Source organism: Carboxydocella sp. JDF658, from assembly GCF_002049395.1.
Taxonomy (GTDB): domain Bacteria; phylum Bacillota.
Genome location: NZ_BDLR01000118.1, coordinates 1 through 23,078, shown reverse-complemented (window position 1 = coordinate 23,078; position 23,078 = coordinate 1). Strand labels below are relative to the sequence as shown.

Genomic DNA, 23,078 nt, shown 5'->3' with positions numbered 1-23,078 from the left:
CACCAAGGCTGTTCCTGTGGATGTCCGGGTAATCGCTGCCACCAATGCCAATCTGGAGGAAAAAATCCGGGAAGGCAGTTTCCGGGAGGACCTTTATTACCGGCTTAATGTTTTTCCCATTTTCATTCCCCCGTTGCGGAGGCGGAAACAGGATTTACCCCTGCTGGTCCGTTTTCTGATCGGTAAGTTCAACCGGGAATTTGGACGGCAGGTGGAACGGATCGAACCGGAAGCCCTGAAAGTGCTGGAAAATTACGATTGGCCGGGAAATGTCCGGGAACTGGAAAATGTGATCGGCCGGGCCATTATCAATATGCGCCCGGGAGATACGGTAATTGCCGTCCGGCATTTGCCGCCCCTGGGCCTGGTTCGCCCTCAGGTTGAGGGAGAACACCGGCTACCGGATAGTGGCTGGCAGGGAGAAACCCTGGATGAAATTCTGGCCAGGGTGGAAAGACAGGTAATCTGTGATGTGCTGGCCCAATGCGGTGGCAACAAAACCCTGGCTGCCCGCAAACTGAATATCGCTGTGCGCAGCCTTTACTATAAAATGGATCGTTATGGCTTGCGTTAACCTGCAAAAAAATGCAGATGCCCAGAAATCCTGCAATTTATTGCAGGATTTTTTTTGCAAAAGAAAAGACCTGGCCGAATTTGTGCTTGTGGGTATAAGTCCAATCCGGTCAAAACGGGAGTTATACAGCATAAAACTAAAATTTTCAGACAACACTTTTTTGGCATGGCTTTTGCTAAAACTAATAGCTGAAGGGGGAAGTATGATGGCAAAACAGGTAGTACTGGCGATTAACCCGGGTTCAACTTCAACAAAAGTGGCGGTTATTGCAGAAGACGGTACAGTGCTCTGGCAGGAAACCTTGCGCTATTCGGTGGCTGAACTAGCATATAGAGAAAATGTTGTGGAACAGCTTCCCCTTCGTCTTTCCGACCTGGAGCGTCTGCTGGCGGAGAAAGGTCTGGGAGGCGGAAAACTGGTAGGGGTGGTTGGACGCGGTGGGTTACTGCGCCCCTTGCACAGTGGCACTTATCTGGTCAATGAGGCCATGCTTGCAGATTTAAGACAGGGCTGGGGAGGCCAGCATCCCTCCAATCTGGGCGGGATACTGGCCAGAATGCTGGCTGACCGTTATGGGGTGGAAGCATATATAGTCGATCCTGTTTCTGTAGATGAAATGATTCCGGAAGCTCGGAGAACTGGATTGCCGGAAATCAGGCGTTTTTCCCATTTACATGCCCTTAATATCCGGCGGGCCCTGTTGCGCTGGCAAAAGGAACAATCCTGTTCCCCGCGGGAGTTAACCGGGGTAGCTGTTCACCTGGGTGGGGGCATCACCGTAGCGGCTGTAAGGCAGGGTAGAATCATTGATGTCAGCAATGCCAACCAGGGCGGACCCATGAGTCCGGAACGGGCCGGGGCCCTGCCTTCAGCGGCACTGGCTTACTGGCCGGAAGAGACGGACTATCACTATCCACCCCTGGCCAAAAGGCTAGTCGGGGGTGGAGGACTGGTTTCCTACCTGGAAACCAACAGTTTGGTGGAAGCGGAAAAGCGGGCAGAGGCAGGAGATGAGAAAGCCCGCCTGGCTTTACAGGCCATGGTAAAGCAACTGATTAAGGAAATCGGGGCGATGGCCGCCATTTTAGATACATTACCGCGGTTTTTGCTGTTTACCGGAGGCATGGCTTTTTCTCACTGGTTAATGGAGCAATTGACTTCAGCTTTAAACTGGCTGGCGCCGATAACTGTCTACCCGGGAGAAGAGGAACTGCCAGCCCTGGCTGAGGGGGTTTTTCGTGTCCTGGCCGGGGAAGAATCTGTGCGAATTTATCCTGAAGGAGTGAGCGGTGAGTGATTACCAATTTTGACCAGCTGGTGGAAACTGCCCGCAGTTATCCCTCCCAGCGCCTGGCGGTAGCGGTGGCTCAGGACTGTGAAGTACTGGCAGCCGTCAGGGAAGCCATCGAAGAAAACCTGATTACCGCCCGCCTATTTGGGGATGAGGAGGAAATCAAGAAGGCTGCTGTCAAAGCAGGGCTGGACCTGAACAGGGCTGAGATTGAAGTTATCCATGAAAGGGATCCTGTCAAAGCCAGCCAGATGGCAGTGGTGGCAGTAAAAACCGGACAGGCGGATATGCTGATGAAAGGTCTGGTTCATAGTGCTGTAATTATGAAACAAATTCTGGACAAGGATACCGGGCTACGCAAAAGCAAGGTGCTGAGTCATGTGGCCTTGCTGGAGGGACCAGGACCTGACCGCATCACCTTCATGACTGATGGGGGCATGGTGATCAATCCCAATTTACAGCAGAAGGTTGAGATGATCAATAATGCCGTCGGGGTAGCCAGGGCGCTGGGCTACCAGCAGCCCAAAGTGGCAGTAATAGCCGGGCTGGAACTGGTTAATCCCGATATGCCTGCTACCCTGGATGCCGCTGTACTGGCCAAAATGGGTGAAAGAGGACAAATTCCTCATGCCATAGTGGATGGGCCACTGGCCTTAGATGTGGCTCTTTCCAGAGAAGCGGCTCTACACAAGGGGGTGAAAGGGGAAATTCAGGGGGATGCTCACATCCTGCTGGTACCCAATCTGGAAGTGGGAAATGTGTTGTACAAGACAGCGGTAGCTTTTGGTGGTGTTAAGACAGCTGGAACCATCACAGGGGCCAGTGCTCCTATTATTCTCACATCCCGGGCGGATAGCCACTATGCCAAGTTCTATTCCATTGCTCTCGCCCAGGTGCTGGCCTGGCAAAATCAAAGGAGGTAAGGAGAAATGAGTCTGGAAGTATTTGAGTACATGAAAAAATATGATTATGAACAAGTCGTTCTCTGTTACGACAAGGCTTCAGGGCTGAAAGCTATTATTGCCATCCATGATACTACCCTGGGCCCGGCTCTGGGTGGTACCCGGATGTGGACTTATGCCAGTGAAGATGATGCCATCCTTGATGCCCTGCGGCTGTCCCGGGGTATGACCTATAAGGCAGCTGCTGCCGGCCTCAACCTGGGCGGAGGCAAAACGGTTATTATCGGTGACCCCAGAAAAGATAAGAGTGAGGCGCTGTTCCGGGCTTTTGGTCGCTATGTGGAAAGCCTCAATGGCCGCTATATTACCGCTGAGGATGTAGGCACTTCGGTACAGGATATGGAATATGTACGCATGGAAACCCGCTGGGTAACCGGGGTAGCCAGTGGTTCGGGTGACCCGTCTCCCATGACCGCTTTTGGTGTCTGGAAAGGGATGAAAGCAGCGGCCAAAGAAAAATTTGGCACTGACTCCCTCTCCGGTATGACTGTAGCTGTTCAGGGCCTGGGCCACGTAGGTTATTACCTGTGTAAGTATCTTGCTGATGAAGGAGCCAAACTGGTTGTAACCGATATCTTCCCCGAACGGGTTGAAAAAGTGGTGCAGGAATTTGGTGCCCGGGCAGTAGAACCGGAAGCCATCTATGGCGTGGAAGCGGAGATATTTGCCCCCTGTGCGTTAGGGGCAGTAGTAAATGATGAGACTCTGCCCCAGTTCAAATTCCAGATTATCGCCGGTGCTGCCAACAATGTCCTGAAGGAAGAACGGCACGGGGATGAGCTGGAAGCAAAAGGCATACTCTATGCCCCTGACTTTGTCATCAACGCCGGCGGTTTGATCAATGTGGCTGATGAGCTGGAAGGATACAATCGGGAACGGGCAATCCAGAAAATCGCAGGTATTTATGATAATATCTTGCGGGTATTTGCCATTGCTAAACGGGACAATATTCCCACCTATAAAGCAGCAGAAGTCATGGCTGAGGAACGGATCCGGACAATCGGGCAGGTGCGCAATAACTTTTTGCGCAAGTGAGGAGGATATCTGTGAACACCTACCTGTGGTACTGGCAAGAACGACGGGACTGGCAGAGAATAATCGTCAGAGCAGAACGAAAACAGGTGGGAGATCTCTGGCTGTCCAGAGCTGAAGCAAGGGCACGGCTGCACGGGTCCTTGCTTAGCACTTATCCGCCTCAGCGCATCATCCTGCTGGCTACTGACACTGAACAGAATATACCGGAGATTTTACTGGAAACAGGGGTACCGGTAGAGATGCAGTATCTGCTGGGGACGATTCAGTTACCAGCAGAACTGGAACTGAGCGGGCATGCTTCCGTAAGACGCCAGCCCCTGTTTCCCCTGGCCCTCTGGCAAAAACAGATACCGGCTGCGGATGAGCCCTGGCTTTATCTCTATCTGGGACAGTATCCCTTTGTCTCTCTGGGGGTTGGCAAAAAGCTGGTAGATGTGTTAAGCTATTGGGAAGGAGAGGGGCCGCTGGGACCATTATCCACTGGACAACTGCCGACCCTGGCCTGGCTGGAATGGCTCTGTCAGCAAAAGCTATCCGGAGCGAAAGCGCAAGAACTGGTGCGGAGTAAGGGAGGAATAGCCGCCTATCTGGGGAGGGAATGGCAGCCCGGAGAAAAATTGCCCCCTGAGCTGGCCAGCACGGTGGTATATCAGAGTTTAAAAGGGCTGGGCAGTTTATGGACATTGAGCCAGGGGCAGGCCAGACGGCTGGTGCTGGCCGGGGAACTTCTGCTGGATCAGCAAGTACTTGAGCCCATTCAGAACTGGGCTCAAGCTCGACAGCTACTGGTCAGGGTGTTGCCTGCCGGGGAGGAATTTTAGTGAAAAACTATGTTTTTGTTGGCTATTATGGCAGTGGTAAAACCGAAATGGCGGTTAATTTCGCTTATGCCAGAAAACAAGCAGATCGACGGGTGGCTCTGGTGGATCTGGATATTGTCAATCTCTACTTCCGTTCGCGGGAACTGAAGGAAAAACTGGCAGAGGACGGAATTGATGTGATCGTATCAGAAGGCAAGCTGGCTCTGGCTGATTTACCGGCTCTCACACCGGCTATTTACGGGGTCCTGAGCCAACCACAACTGCCAGTGATTTGGGATGTAGGCGGTGATGAGGTGGGGGCTACGGCTCTGGGCCGTTTTGCCGCACAGATTGAGGCCAGCAGCTATCAGCTGTACCTGGTGGTTAACACCTTCCGTCCCTTTACCAGAAAGCCCGCCGAAATCCTGAAGGTAAAAGAGGAGATTGAAAGGGCTGCCAGGCTGAAGATTACCCATTTTGTCGCTAATCCCAATTTAGGGGAAGCTACTACAGTCCAGCAGGTCTTTGAAGGTACCCTCCTGGTGGAGGAGGCGGCGATACAGGCCGGTATACCTCTGGCCTGGGTAGGGGTATTACCAGGGTTACTGCCAGAAGTCAGTGAACTTTTGCCGGGCCGCAATTTCCTTACCCTGGAACGTTTCATGCTAACACCCTGGCAACGGGACCAGCAGACTTTCAACACTGATCCCCGCACTATGTTTAAGCCCGGTAACAGGTAAGTGAGGAGGTAAGAAGCAATGCCCAGAGTAACATTCAGGGAAGAACGCTGCAAAGGCTGTGAACTGTGTTTGCACGTTTGTCCCCAGCAAATTATCACCCTGGCGGAGCATTTTAATGCCATGGGCTTTCATCCGGCCACCGTTAAGGAGATGGAAAAGTGCATCGGATGTGCTATGTGTGCCCGCATGTGTCCGGATGTAGTTATAGAAGTAGAAAAGGAAAGCAAGGAGGGGGAGTAAGATGGCCAAACTGCTGATGAAAGGCAACGAAGCGATCGGGGAAGCGGCTGTCCTGGCCGGATGCAAATATTTTTTCGGCTATCCCATTACTCCCCAGAGCGAGTTGCCCCACTACATGGTCAAAAGGCTGCCGGAAGTGGGCGGAGTTTTTTTGCAGGCCGAAAGTGAAGTGGCTGCCATCAACATGGTTTTTGGGGCTGGGGGTGCCGGGGCCAGAGTCATGACTTCATCATCCAGTCCTGGTATCAGTTTGAAACAAGAGGGAATTTCCTACTTGATCGGTGCTGAGGTTCCAGCGGTGATTGTCAATATCATGCGGGGCGGACCGGGACTGGGCAATATCCAGCCTTCCCAGGCCGACTATTTCCAGGCTACCAAAGCGCCTGGCCATGGTGATGGCCGCATGATCGTCCTGGCGCCTTCCTCTGTGCAGGAGATCGTGGATCTGGTTATTCTGGCTTTCGACCTGGCTGACCAGTATCGTAACCCGGTGATGGTACTGGGTGATGGAGTGCTGGGCCAGATGATGGAACCGGTAGAAATAGATGATAATTACCAGCCCCGGCTGCCGGAAAAGCCCTGGGCAGCAACGGGCAAGCGGGGACGCGCCAGCAACAATATCATTAACTCCCTGCATATCGTGGATAAGGACAATGAGGAATTCAACCGGCATTTGCAGAAGAAGTATGCGGAAATCGCGGCCAGGGAAGTTCGCTATGAAGAATACTGCACGGATGACGCAGAGATTATCCTGGTAGCCTATGGCACCTCAGCCCGGATTTGCAAGGGTGCGGTGGACCTGGTCAGGGAAGAAGGCATCAAGGCTGGACTGATCAGACCGATTACCCTCTGGCCTTTCCCTGCTGAGATCATCAATCGTCGGGCTGAACAGGCTAAAGCTTTTCTGTCCGTAGAGATGAGTGCCGGCCAGATGGTAGAAGATGTCAAGCTGGCGGTTAACGGGAAAAAACCGGTATATTTCTACGGTCGAATGGGCGGTATTCTGCCAATGCTGGATGAGATTGTGGCTGGTATTAAGGGCCTGGCGGAAGGAGGGGCTCTCTGATGGCAGAAATGAAAAAAGTTTTTACCAGAACCAGGGGGTTAACGGAAAAGCCCTTCCATTATTGCCCTGGCTGTACCCATGGGGTTATTCACCGTCTGGTGGCGGAAGTGCTGGAAGAGATGAATTTGCTGGACCGGGCTATTGGTGTGGCCCCGGTAGGTTGTTCTGTTTTTGCCTATGAGTACTTTAACTGTGATATGTTTCAGGCTGCCCACGGCCGGGCTCCTGCTGTGGCTACTGGCATCAAACGGGTTCATCCTGATGCAGCGGTGTTTACCTATCAAGGGGATGGCGACCTGGCTGCGATTGGAACCGGGGAAATCGTTCATGCTGCTGCCCGGGGGGAAAAGATTACTGTAATTTTCGTTAATAATGCAATCTATGGCATGACTGGAGGCCAAATGGCCCCCACTACTCTACCGGGTATGGAGACTACCACCTCACCTTTTGGTCGTAACACTGAAACCCAGGGATTCCCGGTCCGGGTAGCGGAAATGCTTTCAACCTTAGATGGCGCAGCCTATATTGCCCGGACAACAGTGATCAATCCCAGATATATTATGCAGGCTAAAAAAGCTATTCGCAAAGCCTTTGAAACCCAGATGGCCGGGAAAGGCTTTACACTGGTAGAAGTGCTGTCCACCTGTCCTACCAACTGGGGTATGACTCCCATTGAAGCAACCAAATGGTTGGAAGAAAAGATGATTCCCTATTATCCCTTGGGGGAATTTAAAACCCCGGCGGAGGTGAAATAGGATGTTACATGAAATTATCATGGCCGGCTTCGGGGGCCAGGGAATTATGTCCATGGGCCAGCTTCTGACCTATGCCGGGATGTTTGAAGGTAAACATGTGGCCTGGATTCCTTCCTACGGTCCGGAAATGCGGGGAGGAACAGCCAACTGCGGTGTGACTGTCAGTGACCGTCCCATCAGTTCGCCGGTAGTTTTTAACCCTACCGCTGCCATTATCATGAATATCCCCTCCCTGGATAAGTTTGAACCAGCGGTCAAGCCAGGTGGGTTGATTCTGGTCAACAGCTCCCTTGTGGACCGCCAGGTAAAACGAACTGATATTAAAGCTTTCTATATTCCTGCCAATGAAATCGCTGAAGAGCTGGGCAATCCCCGGGTAGCAGGTATGGTCATTCTGGGTGCGCTGGTGGCATTAACCAGTATGGTCAGTTTCAAGTCCCTGGAAGAGGCCCTGAAAAAGGTGCTGCCCGAGTACCGGCACAAGTTAATTCCGCTTAACATGCAGGCTTTGGAGCGCGGGGCCACTTATGTGAGCCAGCAGCTGCAAACCGCTGTTAGTTAAATCTTTTCAATTTTAATTTAGGCCTGCTGGGCCTTTTTTCTTTTCTTCCCGCTTATGATAAAATAGATAAAAAAGCCGGAGGCACTACTATGGCAACTATTATTTGGAAAGGACGGAGGTAGTTTCATGGTAAATACTTCACGCTTGGTACACGAATTTTTGACAATGGTGCAAATCGATTCCCCTTCCCGCCAGGAGCGGGCCATGGCGGATTGGTATAAAGCTCGCCTGATTGAACTGGGCTTGACAGTGGAAGAAGATGAGGCAGGTAAAGCTATTAATGGCACTGCCGGTAACTTGATTGCCCGGCTTCCCGGGGATGGGCAGGGCATGCCCATTTTTTTCAGTGCCCACCTGGATACAGTGGAACCAGGCCGGGGTATCAGGCCTTTAATCGAAGGAGATATCATCCGAAGTGCGGGTGATACCATCCTGGGTGGGGATGACAAAGCTGGACTGGCGGCCATTCTGGAAGCCATCCGTATAATTAAGGAAAACAACCTGCCCCATGGGGAGATTGAACTGGTAATCACAGTAGCAGAAGAATGTGGCTTGCTGGGGGCCAAACAGTTGCATCGCCAGCAATTGCAGAGTATAGCTGGGTTTGTTCTCGATGCTGGTGGACCGGTGGGCTCCATTGTGGTCAGGGGGCCGGCCCAAACCAAAATTGAGGCTACTATTCGCGGTAAGGCCGCCCATGCCGGGGTGGAGCCGGAAAAAGGTATCAGTGCCATTCAAGTGGCAGCCCGGGCCATTGACCGCATGCCCCTGGGCCGCATTGATGCCGAGACCACAGCCAATATTGGGGTAATCGAAGGGGGTAAGGCTACCAATATTATCCCCGATATGGTTAACCTGAAAGGGGAAGCCCGTTCTCTGGATCCGCGTAAACTGCATGCCCAGACCAAGCAAATGACCACCATTCTGGAACAGACAGCCCAGGAGTTTGGCGCCTATGTACAGCTGACTGTAGAAGATCTCTATCCTGAGATAAACCTGAAACCAGAGGAACCGGTAGTTCAGATTGCCCGCCAGGCTATCCAGGCCTGTGGTCTTACGCCCAGTCTGGACAGTACCGGGGGTGGCAGTGATGCCAATATCTTCATTGGACTGGGCTTGCCGACGGCCAACCTGGGGATTGGCATGCAAAATGTACATTCAGTAGAAGAAAAAATGGCTATCAGCGATCTGGTTAAACTGACGGAGGTAGTACTGGCTATCGTTAAAACTGCCCATGACTGGAGGTAGAGGGCGTGATTGCCAGAAAAGAAGGGATAGTCCTGACGGTAAAGCGGGATTTAGGAGATTATCAGGAACTGGAAGTGGAAATGGGAGGGGAGAAAGCCCGGGCGGTCAATTATCCCCCCTTGACCGGGCCCTGTCAACCAGGGGACCGGGTTTTGCTCAACACCACTGCAGTAGAGCTGGGCCTGGGCACGGGAGGTTTTCACTATGTCATGGCCAATTTCTCCTGCCCCCGGGAAGAACTGCAGGGCCAGGGTCATATCATGAAACTGCGCTATACCCCTATGCAGTTAAAGGTGCTGGCTGCGGAAGAGGAGGCCAGCCCCTGGCATCAAGAATTGAAAAACTTTACCGGTCTAAAAAAGACGCCGGTGGTTTGTGCCACCCTGCATAGCCAGTTGCCGGCAGTATGTGTAGGTATTCAGCGGGAATGCCGTCATCGGTTGCGGGTGGTATATGTAATGACTGATGGGGCAGCTCTGCCCCTTGCCTTTTCCCGGCTGGTTCGGGAACTGAAGGAAAAGGGGCTAATTTCTGCTACTGTTACCTGCGGCCACGCATTTGGCGGAGACCTGGAAGCAGTTAACCTTTATTCTGCGCTGGCAGTTGCTAAAGTTGCTGCCCGGGCGGATGTAATTGTCATCGCCATGGGGCCAGGAATTGTGGGCACTGGCAGCAAGTGGGGATATACCGGGGTGGAGCAGGGACAGGCTATCAATGCCGTCCATACCATGGGGGGCAAGGCTATCGCCGTTCCCCGCCTCAGTTTTGCCGACCCTCGTCCCAGGCATCAGGGGGTAAGCCATCACACCCTGACTGCCCTGGCCGAAGTGGCCCTGGCCCCCTGTCAGCTGGCATTACCCCGGCTGGAGCCAGCCAAAGCCCACCTGGTCAGGCGCCAGCTAACCGGGGCAGGGATTCTGACCAAACATCGATTGTATGAACTGGAGGCTGATGACCTGGTCAAGGCCATGGTAGAGGAATATCAGCTACAAGTTACTACCATGGGCCGCTCGCCGGCGGAAGACAGGGAATTTTTCGCCGCCGCAGCGGCTGCCGGGCGGCTGGCTGCCCGGCAGATTGTCTGGTAATTTGGAGACGGGAGGAAAAGGATGCGCAGTTTTTATGCTGATTTGCATATACATTTAGGGGCTACCACAGCCGGGCGGCCGGTGAAAATCACCGCTTCCCGGCGGCTTACCCTGCCGGCAGTGCTGGCAGAAGCAGCTTACCGCAAGGGGCTGGATATTGTGGGAATTATCGATGCCCAGGCCCCTGGAGTACTGGCTGATTTGAAGGAAATGATAGCAGCAGGGGATTTGCAGCCACTGCCAGAAGGAGGGCTGCTGTACCGTCAGCGGACTTTGCTGGTTCCGGGGGCGGAGGTGGAGAGCAGGGAAGGGGCCCATTTCCTGGCCTATTTTCCAGGACTGGAAGAAATGGAGCAGTTTAGTACCTGGTTGGCCGGTTTTATGCGCAATTTGCACCTTTCCAGTCAGCGGGCCCACCTCAGTTTGAGCCAGATTTTGCAGCAAACCCTGGAACTGGGAGGTTTGCTGGCACCGGCTCATGCTTTTACCCCGCATAAGGGGCTATACGGCTGTGCTTGTGCCAGTCTCGGGGAACTGCTCACTCCGGCGGAACAGCAAGAAATCCGGGTGCTGGAACTGGGCTTGAGCGCTGATACTGCCATGGCGGAGCGGCTGGCCGAACTGGCACGGGTAGCTTTTTTGAGCAATTCTGATGCGCACTCCCTGGAGAAAATCGGGCGGGAATATAATGAACTGTTGCTGGCAGAGCTCAACTGGAGGGAAATGCTGAAAGCCTTCTACCATCAGGATGGCAGGAGAATCATAGCCAACTGGGGGCTCGATCCGCGGCTGGGCAAATATCACCGCAGTGCCTGTGCAGATTGTGGCTGGACTGCCGGAGAGGAGAAGCCGCCGGTGACATTTTGCCCTGCCTGTGGCAGCAAGCAACTGATTACCGGGGTGCTGGACCGGCTGGTGGCGATTACCACCGAGCCGGCGGTCGGGGGTAAGCATCCTCCCTATTACTATCAAGTGCCCTTGCAATTTCTGCCTGGTATCGGTAAGAAAACCATGGAACGTTTGTTGAGCCAATTTGGGACGGAAATGGCTATTTTACATCAGGTGCCAGCAGAAGATCTCATTCGGACTGCCGGGGAGAAAATAGCCGCTCTGATTCTGGCCTGTCGCCAGGGCCAGGTGAAAATTCAGGCCGGAGGAGGCGGTACTTATGGGCGAATCCTGCAAGGTTAGTCACCCTGTCCCACTGGTAACGGTCACTGTTAATGCTTCCGGGGCTGCGGCTGCTGCCCGCCAGGGGCTGGTGGTAGTAATAGTGGATGTAATTGATATGTCCACCACTGCGGAAGGCCTGCTGGAGGCAGGGGCGGCAGCTGTGATCGGGGCCAGTCCCGATCAAACCAGGGCCCCGGTGGCTGTTCAGCCTCGACAGCGGGGAATGGAGGCGGGCCAAAAGGCCCGGGAGCTGGGGACGGGAGTGATTCTGGTCAGTGAACCCAGGTATGGCCAGGAAGAGGAACGGAGGGCGCGCTGCCAGAAGGCTCTGGCCGGGCTGGCGGAAACGGGATTAACACCCGAGCTGGTCCTGCCCAACCTGGGGGCGGAAACGGCGAAAATGGCGGATTTTGCAGGAAAGGTTATTCTACTGGTCAGTGATACCGGCGGGGTTGCCTATGATGCTGCTGTCACAGCAGGAGCTCCAGCGGTGCTAACGGCTACCATTGCCCGCACCATCGGGCGCCGGGGGACAGAGCCAGCCCGGCTGGGGGCGGAGCGGGCCAGACTAAAGGCCCGGGAACTGGGCACCGGGGTGGCGGTAGTGGCGGCCAGTGGCAATTCCCTGGAAGACGTGCTGGCTGCCGAGTATATTGGGCGTCTGTTGCTGGAAAGTCCTTGATTTTTCATCCTGACCTGGGATATTTTCCTCTCTTGTCCCATAAATATAGGACAGGGAGGAGGATGAAAATGCGGAGACTGAAGAAGATATTGAGCCAGTATTTGCGGGAGCGCTGGATGAGTTATCTCTGGGTGCTCCTCCTTTATTTCAGCGGCTATATTCTGGGGGCCCTGGGGCCAGGGGCTCTTGATGCTGGTCAGAAACAGCAGCTGACCCTGCTGGTGGACCATTTCTGGCAAAACCTGTCCAGTCTGGATGTGGATCGGGGCAGGTATTTCTGGTCCCTGGTCCTGGAACAGGGACGCAGCCTGTTTTTGCTTTTTCTGGGTGGCCTGTTTGTCCTGACCCTGCCGTTAGTCTGGGTTGTGGTCTTCTTGCGGGGGTTTGCCCTGGGTTTTACAGCAGCCTTCCTGACTGCGGAAAAAGCTGCTGCCGGGGCAGTTCTGGCCCTGGTTGCCCTTTTACCGCAAAATCTCTTCTTCCTGCCTATGTACTGGGCCGCTGCGGTCAGTTCCCAGCGTTTTGCACTGTACTGGCTTAAAAGCAGACTGGGGCGACGGCAGGGGGATGGCAGGGATGTGCTGCTGGCCTATTTTCTGGTTTTTCTGCTTTATGGCGGGTTATTATTTCTGGGGGCATTAACAGAAACTTACTTTACCCCGGTGTTGATGAAACAGATCTGGCGGTTGTTGAATTAAGAAAAATATTTTTTGATAAATCCTGCTGACCAGGCAGGATTTTCTTTTTCGGTGTGGAATAGAATAATTACTAAAGGTCAGACGACTAACATTATTGGTGGAGAAACGTTTGCACAGAGGAGGAAGCTAAAATGGCAATATTTAAACGGGCAATCCTAATCGTACTGGACAGTGCGGGTATTGGCGCCCTGCCGGATGCCGACAGGTATGGCGATGCCGGGGCTGATACCCTGGGCCATATTTCCGAAAGGGTAGGAGGATTGAAAGTCCCCAACCTGATTCAGCTAGGGCTAGCCAATATCCGGTCTTTTCCCCACCTGCAACCGATCAGCAATCCCAGGGGAGCTTATGGTCGCTGTGCCGAGATGTCCAATGGCAAGGATACCACCACTGGCCACTGGGAGATGGCTGGCATCATTTTGGAGAAGGCTTTTCGCACTTATCCCCAGGGATTCCCACCGGAAATTATTGCTGAATTTGAACGGCGGATCGGCCGCAAGACCCTGGGCAATGTGGTTGCTTCCGGGACAGTGATTATTGAACAGCTGGGCGAAGAACACATGCGTACCGGCTATCCTATTGTCTATACTTCGGCTGATAGCGTTTTCCAGATTGCCGCTCACGAAGAGGTTATACCTATCGAGGAGCTTTACCGCATGTGCCAAATCGCCCGGGAACTTCTGGTTGGCGATCATGCCGTAGGGCGGGTAATAGCACGGCCCTTTATCGGGCAACCGGGAGCATTTAAGCGGACTGAGCGGCGTCATGACTATTCCCTGCAGCCCCCCAAAACCATGTTGCTGGATAAAATCAAGGCACTGGGTTTGGAAGTAATGGCAGTGGGAAAAATTAAAGATATCTATGATGGCCGGGGTGTGACCCAGCATAAACTCACCAAATCCAATATGGATGCTGTGGACAAAACGCTGGAATTCATGGACCAGGGCGACCAGGGCTTGATTTTTGCCAACCTGGTGGATTTTGACTCCCTCTATGGCCATCGCAATGATGTAGAAGGTTATGCCCGGGCTTTAAGCGAATTTGACCAGCGCTTGCCGGAAATCATGGGACGGATGGGCAATGATGACCTGTTAATTATTACGGCAGATCACGGCTGTGATCCTACTGATGCCAGTACAGATCACTCCAGGGAGTATACTCCCCTCCTGGTTTATAGCCCCCGCTATCAGGGGGGCGTAAACCTGGGGACCAGGTCCACTTTTGCCGATATCGGGCAAACCATTGCCCGGGCCCTGGGCACGGAAATCGAAGTCGGCACCTCTTTTCTGACAGATCTAAAATAGGGGAGGTTAAAGCATGGAACGAGCCTGGAAAGTCAAATTGACTGAAGCTGTGGAGTACATTCGCCGTCACACCGATTACCTGCCGGAAATTGCCTTGATCCTGGGATCCGGACTGGGGGCTCTGGCGGAGGAAATCGAGGAGGCAGTGACCATTCCCTACCGGGAGCTCCCTCATTTCCCGGTATCCACTGTGGAAGGTCATGCCGGTCGTCTGGTGCTGGGCAAGCTGAAAGGCAAAACGGTAGTGGCTATGCAGGGTAGATTTCATTATTATGAAGGTTACAGCATGGGAGAAGTCACCTTCCCGGTACGGGTCATGAAGCTACTGGGGGCACGCCAGCTGTTCGTTACCAATGCGGCCGGTGGTATCAACCGGGAGTTTAAACCGGGAGACCTGATGTTGATAACCGACCATATTAATTTGATGGGCAGCAACCCTCTGATTGGACCTAACTGGGATGATTTTGGCCCCCGTTTTCCGGACATGAGTGCTGCTTACAGTGCCCGTCTCCAGGAAATCGCAGACCGGGTAGCAGCCAGCCAGGGTTTTAAGCTGCAGCGAGGGGTTTATGCCGCCATGACCGGGCCTTCTTATGAAACCCCGGCCGAAATCCGTTATCTGGCTAAAATTGGTGCTGATGCGGTGGGGATGTCCACTGTGCCTGAAGTTATTGTAGCCAATCACAGCGGCATGGAAGTGCTGGGTATTTCCTGTATCACCAATATGGCGGCCGGAATTTTGCCAGAGAAACTGGACCACAGTGAAGTAATGGAAACTGCTGAAAGAATTAAAAAGCAATTTTTAGCGCTGGTAAAGGGGATAGTGGAGTTATGTTAGAGTTAAGGGAAAAAATTAAGGATGCAGCAAGCTATATTAAAAAAGCACTGGCTGGCCGGGAGCTGCCCCAAATCGGTCTGGTGCTGGGGTCCGGGCTGGGCTCACTGGCAGAGGAGATTGAGGAAACGGTAATTCTGGATTATGCCGAAATCCCCTATTTCCCGGTTTCCACTGTGGCAGGCCATGCTGGCCGCCTGGTTATCGGCTTGCTCTCTGGCAAACGGGTTATGGCCATGCAGGGACGCTTTCACTACTATGAAGGTTATAGCTTGCAGGAAGTAACCTTTCCCATTCGCGTGATGCAGGCCCTGGGGATAAAAGAGCTGATAGTTACCAATGCCTGCGGAGGGATGAATCCCACTTTTGCTCCCGGGGACTTGCTGTTAATTTCTGACCATATTAATTTCATTGGCAGCAATCCCTTGATTGGCCCCAATCTGGAGGAATTTGGGCCCCGGTTCCCTGATATGAGTGAAGCCTACAGCCGCCGTTTGCGTGCCCTTGCCCGCCAGGTGGCCGGGGAACAGGGAGTAAAACTGCAGGAAGGAGTATATGTGCCGGTCAGCGGGCCTAATTACTGTACCCCGGCAGAACTGATTTTCCTGCGCCAGATCGGCGGCGACGCGGTGGGCATGTCCACAGTCCCGGAAGTGATTGTTGCTAACCATGGGGGCATGGAGGTACTGGGAATAGCCTGTGTCACCGATATGGCGATAGGAGAACACCTGGAAAAGCTGGAGCATGAGCAGGTAGTTGCGGTGGCGGAACAGGCCCGGCCCCGTTTCATTCAATTGATCAAGGGAATTCTGGCAGCGATGTAAGGAGGAAAGGGCATGCGCGCATATGATATTATCCGCAAAAAACGGGATGGCGGCGAATTGAGCCAGGCGGAAATAGAATTCATGGTCCAGGGCTATACCAGCAATGAAATTCCCGATTACCAGATGGCCGCCTGGGCCATGGCTGTCTTCCTGCGGGGGATGAATGCCAGGGAAACAGCGGATTTGACCATGGCTATGGTCCGTTCTGGCGATCAGGTGGACCTAAGTGGCATTGCCGGGATCAAGGTAGATAAGCATTCCACCGGTGGCGTCGGGGATACCACCACCCTGGTGCTGGCTCCTCTGGTAGCAGCAGCCGGGGCACCGGTAGCCAAGATGAGCGGCCGCGGTCTGGGACATACCGGTGGTACTCTGGATAAGTTCGAGTCCATTCCCGGTTTCCGTGTAGAGCTGAATAAAGAGGAGTTTATCCGCAATGTCAACACAGTTGGGGCGGCTGTTGTCGGGCAAACAGGCAATCTGGCCCCGGCTGACAAAAAGCTGTATGCCCTGCGGGATGTCACAGCAACTGTGGATTCTATTCCCTTGATTGCCAGCTCTATTATGAGTAAAAAAATTGCTGCTGGAGCAGATGCCATCGTACTGGATGTTAAAACCGGCAGCGGGGCCTTTATGAAAACCCTGGAGGATTCTTTCGCCCTGGCCCGGGCCATGGTGGCCATCGGCCAGGAGGTAGGGCGAAAAACAGTAGCGGTAATTACCGATATGGACCAGCCTCTGGGTCGGGCGATTGGCAATGCCCTTGAGGTTAAAGAGGCTATTGAAACTTTAAGAGGCGGCGGTCCCTCCGATTTGAGGGAACTTTGCCTGACTCTGGGAGCCCACATGGTCACACTGGCTGGGAAGGCTGCCAATCCGGCGGCAGCCCGGGCCAGACTGGAGGAACTGCTGCAGAATGGGCAGGCTCTGGCCAAATTCAAAGAAATGGTAGCTGCCCAGGGCGGTGACCCCCGGGTTATCGACCAGCCTGAGCTCCTGCCTCAGGCCCAAAAGGTAATTCCTCTCCTGGCAGAACAGGATGGCTATGTGGCGCGAATCGAAGCCGAGGAGCTAGGGATCGCAGCCACCATGCTGGGGGCTGGCCGGGAGACCAAGGAATCAAAAGTGGATCTGGCCGTTGGTTTGGTAGTTAACAAGAAAGTAGGAGAGGCGGTGGCGGCTGGCGAACCACTGGTTTGGCTCCATGTCAACGAGGAACGGCGGCTGGCGGAAGTAATGGCTAAAGTAAAAGCCGCTTTTACCATCAGCTGTCAGCAGCCGGCACCGGCTACTCTGATTTACGGGGAAGTGACGGAATCTTAACCTGAAAAGCCACAGATATAACCTGTGGCTTTTTCAATGTTTAGGAAATTATGCTTTAAGGCTTGATGTGGATAACTTAGGGTGTTAAGGTAGAAATATGAGAGCGCATGAGAAAGAAAATAAACAATCAATAAAAATAGTCGATATACTTAAAGAACATTGGGAACGGTTTCTCCAAATATACGGAGAAAAAATACCGGGAGACATGAGGGAGAGTGTAATTGAAGCGGTAGAAAAGGCAATAAAATGCGGGGACCCAAAGTACGGTTATGCAGAATACATATGTACTAATTGTACCGGGAGCGAGAAAAAGAAAGTAGCATTTACATGTAAGAGTAGATTTTGTAATCGATGTGGAAAAGTTTATATAGAAAAGTGGGTAGAAAAACAAACAGAACGGATATTAGAAATAGGACATAGACATATGGTATTTACCGTTCCAGAAGAATTAAGGGTGATGTTTTACCGTAACCGAGATTGGCTAAAAGATCTGAGTGATAAAGCAGCAGAAGTAATTCAGTATTGGTATCGTGAGAAAGGCAGGAAAAGAGGGTATGAAGTCGGGGCAATAGCAGTAATACATACTTTTGGAAGGGACTTGAAATTTAATCCGCATGTTCATGTTCTGGTAACCGAAGGAGCGATAGATAAAAACAAAATATGGAAAGGAGTAGGTTTTATTCCATACGAGTATTTAAGGAAAGCCTGGCAGAAGGTATTATTAGATTGGCTAAAACAGAAATATCCGGAAAGCACTAGAATAAAAGAACAGATAAATAGATTATACAAACAATATCAGAAAGGGTTCTACGTATATGCAGAGAGGCGGATGAAAAGCGCGAAAGGGGCAGCTAAATACATAGGGAGATACTTGGCACGGCCAGCGATAGCGGAATATAGAATATTAGAATATGACGGAGAGCGGGTACGATTCTGGTATGAAGATCATGAGACACACGAACGGAAAGAAGAAGAACTGGGGGTATTAGAAATTATCGGAAGGCTAATATACCATATACCGAAGAAGAACTTTAAGATGGTGAGACGGTATGGGTTGTATCGGCGGGATATGATCAAACTGGCACAGAAAATCATTGGATTGTGGAACTGGGTAAACCGGAAAATCCATTAAAATGTCCATGTTGTGGGCAGGAGATGGAGTTATGGAGTATATGGCATTACAAATACGGAACCATATGGTCATTTGAGAAGGATGGTGTGATTTACATTGAAGAAAAAGAAAATAAAAAACGAAATGGCCGAGATAGAAGATCTACTGCTGGACTGGGAGCTTCCCTTCGAAGGACAGAAGAAGGAAACCTATTACAATTATCATTGTCAGAAATGTGGGTATAAAGAGGAAGTGCCAGCATTTATCGTAGATGAGATGAAAGCTATGGACAAATTGGATAACCTGGGCTCACCAGGAATGCCAATTTTGGAATGTCCTTATTGTCCTGGAGGCATGGTTTATAAAGGGGAAAAAGAGTAAGCATTGCGGCTTACTCTTTTAAGTCGCCCGAAGGGCGAATTTGTTCTAACTGCTTAAGCTTGTTACATAACCTTTGAGATAACAAAATCTTCTTTTGGGCAAAAGATATAGAGGCGAAAATTCAGACTAATATAATTATATTAGCGGAGTAATGAATGATTGTTCATTCTAAAGGAAGCCGGGAGATATAGTGAAAGGGAGGTTGAAAAGATGTTAGGCATCCTCAATTTAAACAAAAAATTATTTTTCTGGTCCCTGGGTTTAACCCTGGGTAGTTTGTTTTCCGTTCTGGTGACCCTGGCCCACACCGGGAATCTGTTTGCTGCCATGCCCCTGGCTGGAGTTGGCGGTTTTGTGATCGAAGCGGATAAAATTACAGGTACCAATTTTGAATTGATTCCGGCAGTAGGGGATACCAATCTGGCTAACAAAGAACAGGAGAGCTGGACAGCTTTTCCTCAGTCCCAGACGACTATGGCTACTGTAAATATCTGAGGACTCAAGCTCTATAAAAATATCGATTTATCCCATCTGGGTTTTCCGGTTGCCAATTATGTGCAGGTGCTGGTGGAAGCCAACACTACCGACAGCAAGGTTGTCAGTGGGACCCAGCTGTTGATGAATGCTGATCAGATTGAAGCGGAGCAAATAGACTTCGGTGACCTGGTGATGGATGAAAATATGGCAACTGATCATCCCAACCTGGTAACCGGGGAGGACAATAAAGCAGATATCGGCATGAAAGTCAGTTCAGTTACTCTGACTAATGCTAAAATTAATGCTCACTTTATGACCACCAAAACCATGACTATTCCCGGCATGAAATTGACACTGCATCTTTATGACAGTAATAACCGGGAAGTATTTCCTTCTGATGTTATGCCCCCATGTCAGTATAAGTTTTATACGAAAAATGCATTTTATTTAAAGGTGAAAGGGAAAATTTAAACCGGAGCTACCGAACTGTTACAGTGCGATTTAGCAGTTACGATGTAGAGCGGATAAATCGTTACCTAAAGGAAAAGAAGATAAGCCAGTCGGAACTTTTGAGAAAAATAGTAAGCAAAAAAGAATTAAGCTCTACGGTAAAAAAGTCCTCAGGAAGCAGGATAGTATTAAACGCTATGAAAACATTCAGCGTTGAAGATAGGCTTTTCAAAGCATTAGATAGATGGTCAAAAAAATTAAACATACCACTAACAGCACTTATAAGAGAATTAATTCTGTCCGGGATAGAGGAATGGATATAACAGAAAAACGGTACTTGTTTTGTGTGTAATTAATATGTTTCATGGGATTGCAATAATCGGCTTTTGCGATGCAATGTAAAAGGGAGCACATCTATAGCTTAGGTATTAGAAAAATCTTGTCATAATTGACAAAAAATTTTTAAAATTGTCTTGACAAAAAAATGTGCAGTATAGTAATAAAAGGGAATGCATTCCTGAAAATGGGATATAAGGGAGGGATAAATAACAAAAAATAAATTCTGTATGTTTTGATTAGTATAATTTTTGAGATGCAAGTTCATGATCGATCAGCAATTTCGCCGGAATAAGAAGTTAACTTATTTAAAACCCCACATAATTTCCTTATTCTGCTGCAAATAAAAGGAGTAATGAAAATTGCTGCTGGGTCCCAGGCAACATGGCCGGACAGCAACCTTGCCGGAATGAGCACTTAGCTTAATGTACCTTAATCCTCTAATCCTGCTGCAAATAAGAGGGGAAAACATTAAGGTGTGCAACCTACGCGTGAAAAGTGCGGACCATGAAACTGGGGGTCACTCTTTACAAGAGGTTAAACCTCAAGGAGGAGAATACCTACCCAGAAACAATCTCACGATTATATTGTGCCTGGTCCAGTAGCAAGAAGAAAGTCTAATTTCCAGTTTTCAAGGAACAATTTTTATAAAATCAAAACGGTTTTTATTACCGTTTAAAGATTATTTCTAAAAACATTATACGAGGAGTGTTATTTTATGAAAAAAAGAATGTTAAGCCTATTTAGCTGCATCATGATTTTTTTTATATTATTTGGTACAAGTGTCCAATCAGCTTTCGCAAGAGAAGAGAAGATTCCTATCAATATCACTATCTTTTATTTAAATGGAGACTGGATGTATCAACCGGTAAGTTTGAAAATTGATTATGCGGATAATCCTTATCTATCTGCTCTTAATCTTTTAGTTAATGGATATAATCTTCCTATTGGTTGTTATAAGGAATTCCCTGACGGTGTAAAGATAAACAGTTTTAAAATAAAAGGTAATACTGCATATGTCGATATAAATAAGTTTTTAATCGATAAAATGAAGGAACGTAACCTTTCAACTGATGTTTTAAGAGATATTTTAAGTTATAACATTTTTAGTTTTGATTCTAAAATCAAAAACATCTCTTTTACATTTGATGGCACCATTGTTGATTATTTTTCCACTATGAGCAGAGATGATTATTTTAAAGTAGAATCTAAAGATCAAGATAAAAAAATAATGGAAAAAATAAAAATACTTTCGGAGCAATTTAAGGGAAAAACCCCAGAACAAATAAGGGAAATAATTAAAAAAACTGCCAAAGAAAAAACTTCAAATCTTTCAAATGTGTCAGCAGTAGCTACATATAAAGTCTGTGTAGATCCCGGTCATGGAGGCTCTGACTCTGGAGCTGTAGGAAAATTAAATGGCGTTTCTTATTATGAAAAAGATATTAACTTGTCTATCGCTCTTTGGCTTCAAGCACATCTTGAAGCTGACGGGATTTCTGTAATTATGACTAGGACAACTGATAAATATGTAGACTTGACTACACGTTATACTCTTGCAAACAATAATGCTGTAAATTGTTTCGTTAGTGTACATCATAACTCCAGTACCAATACTTCTGCAAGAGGAACAACAGTAATTTACCCAAATAATCATCACATAACCGAAAGCTCAAACCTTGCGTTAGAAGTTCACAATGCAGTGTTATGGACTACCTCTCTTCCGGAATATACACCTCCATATAAAGATGTGAGGAACTTGGCTGTTCTGAGAAATACAAAAATGCCTGCAATAATTACTGAGACGGGCTTTATGTCCAATAGCACCGATTTAACCTACTTAATCAATTCATTAAATCAAGAGTCTATTGGTGCTGCAATTGAATTAGGGATCTATTGGTGGTTATATTATTATTAAATTAAGATGGCTTAATTAACTTAGCACATGGTTTAAAACCAAGTACTAGGCTGTCGACGAAGCATCGGCAGCCATATATTTTTACCCAGAACATAGATTTTCGTTATAAGATTAAATATAAAATAATTTTATGTAGGCATTACGATAAAAAAGATCGTCATATTATTAAAGGATGGAAATTTTTAAGGTTTTATGTAAGTAGTAAATAATAACATTAAGAAGATAATAAGATTATGCAAATCATTGATAACCTGACTTTAATGTCGATATATCTATAATGGCAGTGAAACTCATTATGCCAGAGCCTTTAACTGCCTCGGTGTTAAATAAAAAAGTTTGGTAGTTTTTCAGAACAACGAAGAGGGGTTCAGTTTAGTTGAACGATTGAATGATGGGCTTCAGCAAAATATGGTAAGAATGAAACTATTGTAGGAATGGAGCCAACAGGGAATTATTGGTTCAGCTTGGGCTTCCATTTAAAAAAACGGCAAATAAAAATAGCTATTGTTAATCAGCTAATTGTTAAGCGAATAATGGAATTTAATGACAACATTCTTGGCAAAAATCTGTCAAAAAGATCTTGAGATTTTATCTATGTTGGAAAAAGATGAAAACTATTTGGAGCTGTATCTTCCGGAAGGCGTGTTTAGGGAACTTAGAGTTGCTCAAGTTTTCAAGGACTGGACTGGCAAAATTGTTATTTTGACATGAATTCTTTTTCTACTCCACGGAAGGAATAGTAGTCTGGTTGAAAGCAGAGGTTAAACGGGCTATGAGCATCAATCATGCATTAATACTATTTGAGGCATAAAATTAATTAATAGGAGCATTCCTGTAATAAAGAAACTTGACCTTTGAAAAAAGAAAATACCTCCGTTAGAATTAGGCTGTGCCAGCTGATGCACAATCGCTAATCCTAAGGAGGTATGCAATATGAATTATACCCAAAATGAAAAGATTTTGCAAATAAAATCTGAGACATTGTGTGATTATCTTGTGATAATGTCACCTTGTAGAGTATTTTGATAAAATGTCACTATGAAAAACGAGGTGCGTTATCTAATGACACAAGAACAACTAAATAGGTACAAGGTAATTTCTTCTGTAATTGATGGGAAACTATCAATCAGTGAAGCAGCTATGAGCTTAGGTCTAAGTGAACGCCAGATTAAGCGCCTTAAAAAAGGAGTGATGGAACAAGGGCC

24 protein-coding genes are annotated in these 23,078 nt (G+C 49.2%); all 24 read left to right on the top strand.

Annotated elements, in window-relative coordinates; genetic code table 11:
• Window positions 1-574 (top strand): helix-turn-helix domain-containing protein (locus JDF658_RS12645; RefSeq protein ID WP_200805684.1); only part of this gene is annotated, 574 nt, incomplete at its 5' end.
• Between the two features lie 205 nt (window positions 575-779).
• Window positions 780-1,871 carry a butyrate kinase gene (buk, locus tag JDF658_RS12640; protein WP_159446636.1) on the top strand — a complete coding sequence of 364 codons (1,092 nt, stop codon included), beginning with the start codon at window positions 780-782 and terminating at the stop codon, window positions 1,869-1,871.
• Window positions 1,868-2,788 (top strand): bifunctional enoyl-CoA hydratase/phosphate acetyltransferase, encoded by a 921-nt coding sequence (locus tag JDF658_RS12635; protein WP_078665023.1) that lies wholly within the window; start codon window positions 1,868-1,870, stop codon window positions 2,786-2,788. Before buk ends, JDF658_RS12635 begins: the two co-directional genes overlap by 4 nt.
• 12 nt (window positions 2,789-2,800) lie before the next feature.
• A complete protein-coding gene (locus tag JDF658_RS12630; RefSeq protein WP_078665071.1) occupies window positions 2,801-3,862 on the top strand; it encodes a Glu/Leu/Phe/Val dehydrogenase in 1,062 nt (353 codons plus the stop codon).
• Between the two features lie 11 nt (window positions 3,863-3,873).
• Complete coding sequence (locus tag JDF658_RS12625) at window positions 3,874-4,683, top strand: hypothetical protein (protein ID WP_079907903.1); 810 nt, start codon at window positions 3,874-3,876, stop codon at window positions 4,681-4,683.
• Entirely contained in the window at window positions 4,683-5,402 is a 720-nt protein-coding gene (locus JDF658_RS12620) for a hypothetical protein (RefSeq protein WP_079907901.1), read from the top strand. Before JDF658_RS12625 ends, JDF658_RS12620 begins: the two co-directional genes overlap by 1 nt.
• An 18-nt stretch (window positions 5,403-5,420) precedes the next feature.
• Complete coding sequence (locus JDF658_RS12615; RefSeq protein WP_078665026.1) at window positions 5,421-5,642, top strand: 4Fe-4S dicluster domain-containing protein; 222 nt, start codon at window positions 5,421-5,423, stop codon at window positions 5,640-5,642.
• 1 nt (window position 5,643) lies between these two features.
• The gene (locus JDF658_RS12610) at window positions 5,644-6,708 is read left to right on the top strand and encodes a 3-methyl-2-oxobutanoate dehydrogenase subunit VorB (RefSeq protein WP_078665027.1); all 1,065 of its coding nucleotides are present in this window, start codon (window positions 5,644-5,646) and stop codon (window positions 6,706-6,708) included.
• A gap of 8 nt (window positions 6,709-6,716) precedes the next feature.
• Window positions 6,717-7,463, top strand: coding sequence for a thiamine pyrophosphate-dependent enzyme (locus JDF658_RS12605; RefSeq protein ID WP_078665072.1), 747 nt, complete (start codon window positions 6,717-6,719; stop codon window positions 7,461-7,463).
• Between the two features lies 1 nt (window position 7,464).
• Window positions 7,465-8,025, top strand: a complete 561-nt coding sequence (locus tag JDF658_RS12600) for a 2-oxoacid:acceptor oxidoreductase family protein (RefSeq protein ID WP_078665028.1) — start codon at window positions 7,465-7,467, stop codon at window positions 8,023-8,025.
• Between the two features lie 126 nt (window positions 8,026-8,151).
• A complete protein-coding gene (locus JDF658_RS12595; protein WP_079907899.1) occupies window positions 8,152-9,273 on the top strand; it encodes a M20/M25/M40 family metallo-hydrolase in 1,122 nt (373 codons plus the stop codon).
• A gap of 5 nt (window positions 9,274-9,278) precedes the next feature.
• Window positions 9,279-10,361: a DUF3866 family protein gene (locus JDF658_RS12590; protein ID WP_242946680.1), complete on the top strand. Its 1,083-nt coding sequence runs from the start codon at window positions 9,279-9,281 to the stop codon at window positions 10,359-10,361.
• Between the two features lie 21 nt (window positions 10,362-10,382).
• Window positions 10,383-11,552, top strand: a complete 1,170-nt coding sequence (locus tag JDF658_RS12585; protein ID WP_079907897.1) for an endonuclease Q family protein — start codon at window positions 10,383-10,385, stop codon at window positions 11,550-11,552.
• Window positions 11,530-12,216, top strand: a complete 687-nt coding sequence (locus JDF658_RS12580; protein ID WP_078665030.1) for a hypothetical protein — start codon at window positions 11,530-11,532, stop codon at window positions 12,214-12,216. The genes JDF658_RS12585 and JDF658_RS12580 overlap by 23 nt, the downstream gene beginning before the upstream one ends.
• Window positions 12,217-12,284: 68 nt before the next feature.
• Window positions 12,285-12,914 (top strand): stage II sporulation protein M, encoded by a 630-nt coding sequence (gene spoIIM, locus JDF658_RS12575; protein ID WP_159071828.1) that lies wholly within the window; start codon window positions 12,285-12,287, stop codon window positions 12,912-12,914.
• Between the two features lie 131 nt (window positions 12,915-13,045).
• Entirely contained in the window at window positions 13,046-14,218 is a 1,173-nt protein-coding gene (locus JDF658_RS12570; RefSeq protein ID WP_079907895.1) for a phosphopentomutase, read from the top strand.
• Window positions 14,219-14,231: 13 nt separating this feature from the next.
• Window positions 14,232-15,056, top strand: coding sequence for a purine-nucleoside phosphorylase (locus JDF658_RS12565; RefSeq protein ID WP_078665033.1), 825 nt, complete (start codon window positions 14,232-14,234; stop codon window positions 15,054-15,056).
• Window positions 15,050-15,877 carry a purine-nucleoside phosphorylase gene (locus JDF658_RS12560; RefSeq protein WP_079907894.1) on the top strand — a complete coding sequence of 276 codons (828 nt, stop codon included), beginning with the start codon at window positions 15,050-15,052 and terminating at the stop codon, window positions 15,875-15,877. The genes JDF658_RS12565 and JDF658_RS12560 overlap by 7 nt, the downstream gene beginning before the upstream one ends.
• A 12-nt stretch (window positions 15,878-15,889) precedes the next feature.
• Entirely contained in the window at window positions 15,890-17,200 is a 1,311-nt protein-coding gene (locus JDF658_RS12555) for a pyrimidine-nucleoside phosphorylase (RefSeq protein WP_079907892.1), read from the top strand.
• A gap of 97 nt (window positions 17,201-17,297) precedes the next feature.
• Window positions 17,298-18,332, top strand: coding sequence for a transposase (locus JDF658_RS12550; protein ID WP_079907891.1), 1,035 nt, complete (start codon window positions 17,298-17,300; stop codon window positions 18,330-18,332).
• Window positions 18,333-18,428: 96 nt separating this feature from the next.
• Complete coding sequence (locus JDF658_RS12545; RefSeq protein WP_079907889.1) at window positions 18,429-18,692, top strand: hypothetical protein; 264 nt, start codon at window positions 18,429-18,431, stop codon at window positions 18,690-18,692.
• A gap of 210 nt (window positions 18,693-18,902) precedes the next feature.
• A complete protein-coding gene (locus JDF658_RS12540) occupies window positions 18,903-19,187 on the top strand; it encodes a hypothetical protein (protein ID WP_079907888.1) in 285 nt (94 codons plus the stop codon).
• A 21-nt stretch (window positions 19,188-19,208) separates the two neighbouring features.
• Window positions 19,209-19,640: a DUF6230 family protein gene (locus JDF658_RS12535; protein ID WP_375804206.1), complete on the top strand. Its 432-nt coding sequence runs from the start codon at window positions 19,209-19,211 to the stop codon at window positions 19,638-19,640.
• Between the two features lie 1,033 nt (window positions 19,641-20,673).
• Window positions 20,674-21,873, top strand: a complete 1,200-nt coding sequence (locus JDF658_RS12530; RefSeq protein ID WP_079907885.1) for an N-acetylmuramoyl-L-alanine amidase — start codon at window positions 20,674-20,676, stop codon at window positions 21,871-21,873.
• The last annotated feature ends 1,205 nt before the right edge of the window (window positions 21,874-23,078 follow it).

Bases quoted from the DNA above. Each gene is read 5' to 3' on its own strand.
- JDF658_RS12560 (WP_079907894.1), top strand. From the start codon at position 15,050: ATGTTAGAGTTAAGGGAAAAAATTAAGGATGCAGCAAGCTATATTAAA.
- JDF658_RS12595 (WP_079907899.1), top strand. From the start codon at position 8,152: ATGGTAAATACTTCACGCTTGGTACACGAATTTTTGACAATGGTGCAA.
- JDF658_RS12530 (WP_079907885.1), top strand. From the start codon at position 20,674: ATGAAAAAAAGAATGTTAAGCCTATTTAGCTGCATCATGATTTTTTTT.
- JDF658_RS12605 (WP_078665072.1), top strand. From the start codon at position 6,717: ATGAAAAAAGTTTTTACCAGAACCAGGGGGTTAACGGAAAAGCCCTTC.
- JDF658_RS12570 (WP_079907895.1), top strand. From the start codon at position 13,046: ATGGCAATATTTAAACGGGCAATCCTAATCGTACTGGACAGTGCGGGT.
- JDF658_RS12610 (WP_078665027.1), top strand. From the start codon at position 5,644: ATGGCCAAACTGCTGATGAAAGGCAACGAAGCGATCGGGGAAGCGGCT.
- JDF658_RS12550 (WP_079907891.1), top strand. From the start codon at position 17,298: ATGAGAGCGCATGAGAAAGAAAATAAACAATCAATAAAAATAGTCGAT.
- JDF658_RS12600 (WP_078665028.1), top strand. From the start codon at position 7,465: ATGTTACATGAAATTATCATGGCCGGCTTCGGGGGCCAGGGAATTATG.
- buk (WP_159446636.1), top strand. From the start codon at position 780: ATGGCAAAACAGGTAGTACTGGCGATTAACCCGGGTTCAACTTCAACA.
- JDF658_RS12580 (WP_078665030.1), top strand. From the start codon at position 11,530: ATGGGCGAATCCTGCAAGGTTAGTCACCCTGTCCCACTGGTAACGGTC.
- spoIIM (WP_159071828.1), top strand. From the start codon at position 12,285: ATGCGGAGACTGAAGAAGATATTGAGCCAGTATTTGCGGGAGCGCTGG.
- JDF658_RS12540 (WP_079907888.1), top strand. From the start codon at position 18,903: ATGTTAGGCATCCTCAATTTAAACAAAAAATTATTTTTCTGGTCCCTG.
- JDF658_RS12555 (WP_079907892.1), top strand. From the start codon at position 15,890: ATGCGCGCATATGATATTATCCGCAAAAAACGGGATGGCGGCGAATTG.
- JDF658_RS12565 (WP_078665033.1), top strand. From the start codon at position 14,232: ATGGAACGAGCCTGGAAAGTCAAATTGACTGAAGCTGTGGAGTACATT.
- JDF658_RS12585 (WP_079907897.1), top strand. From the start codon at position 10,383: ATGCGCAGTTTTTATGCTGATTTGCATATACATTTAGGGGCTACCACA.
- JDF658_RS12615 (WP_078665026.1), top strand. From the start codon at position 5,421: ATGCCCAGAGTAACATTCAGGGAAGAACGCTGCAAAGGCTGTGAACTG.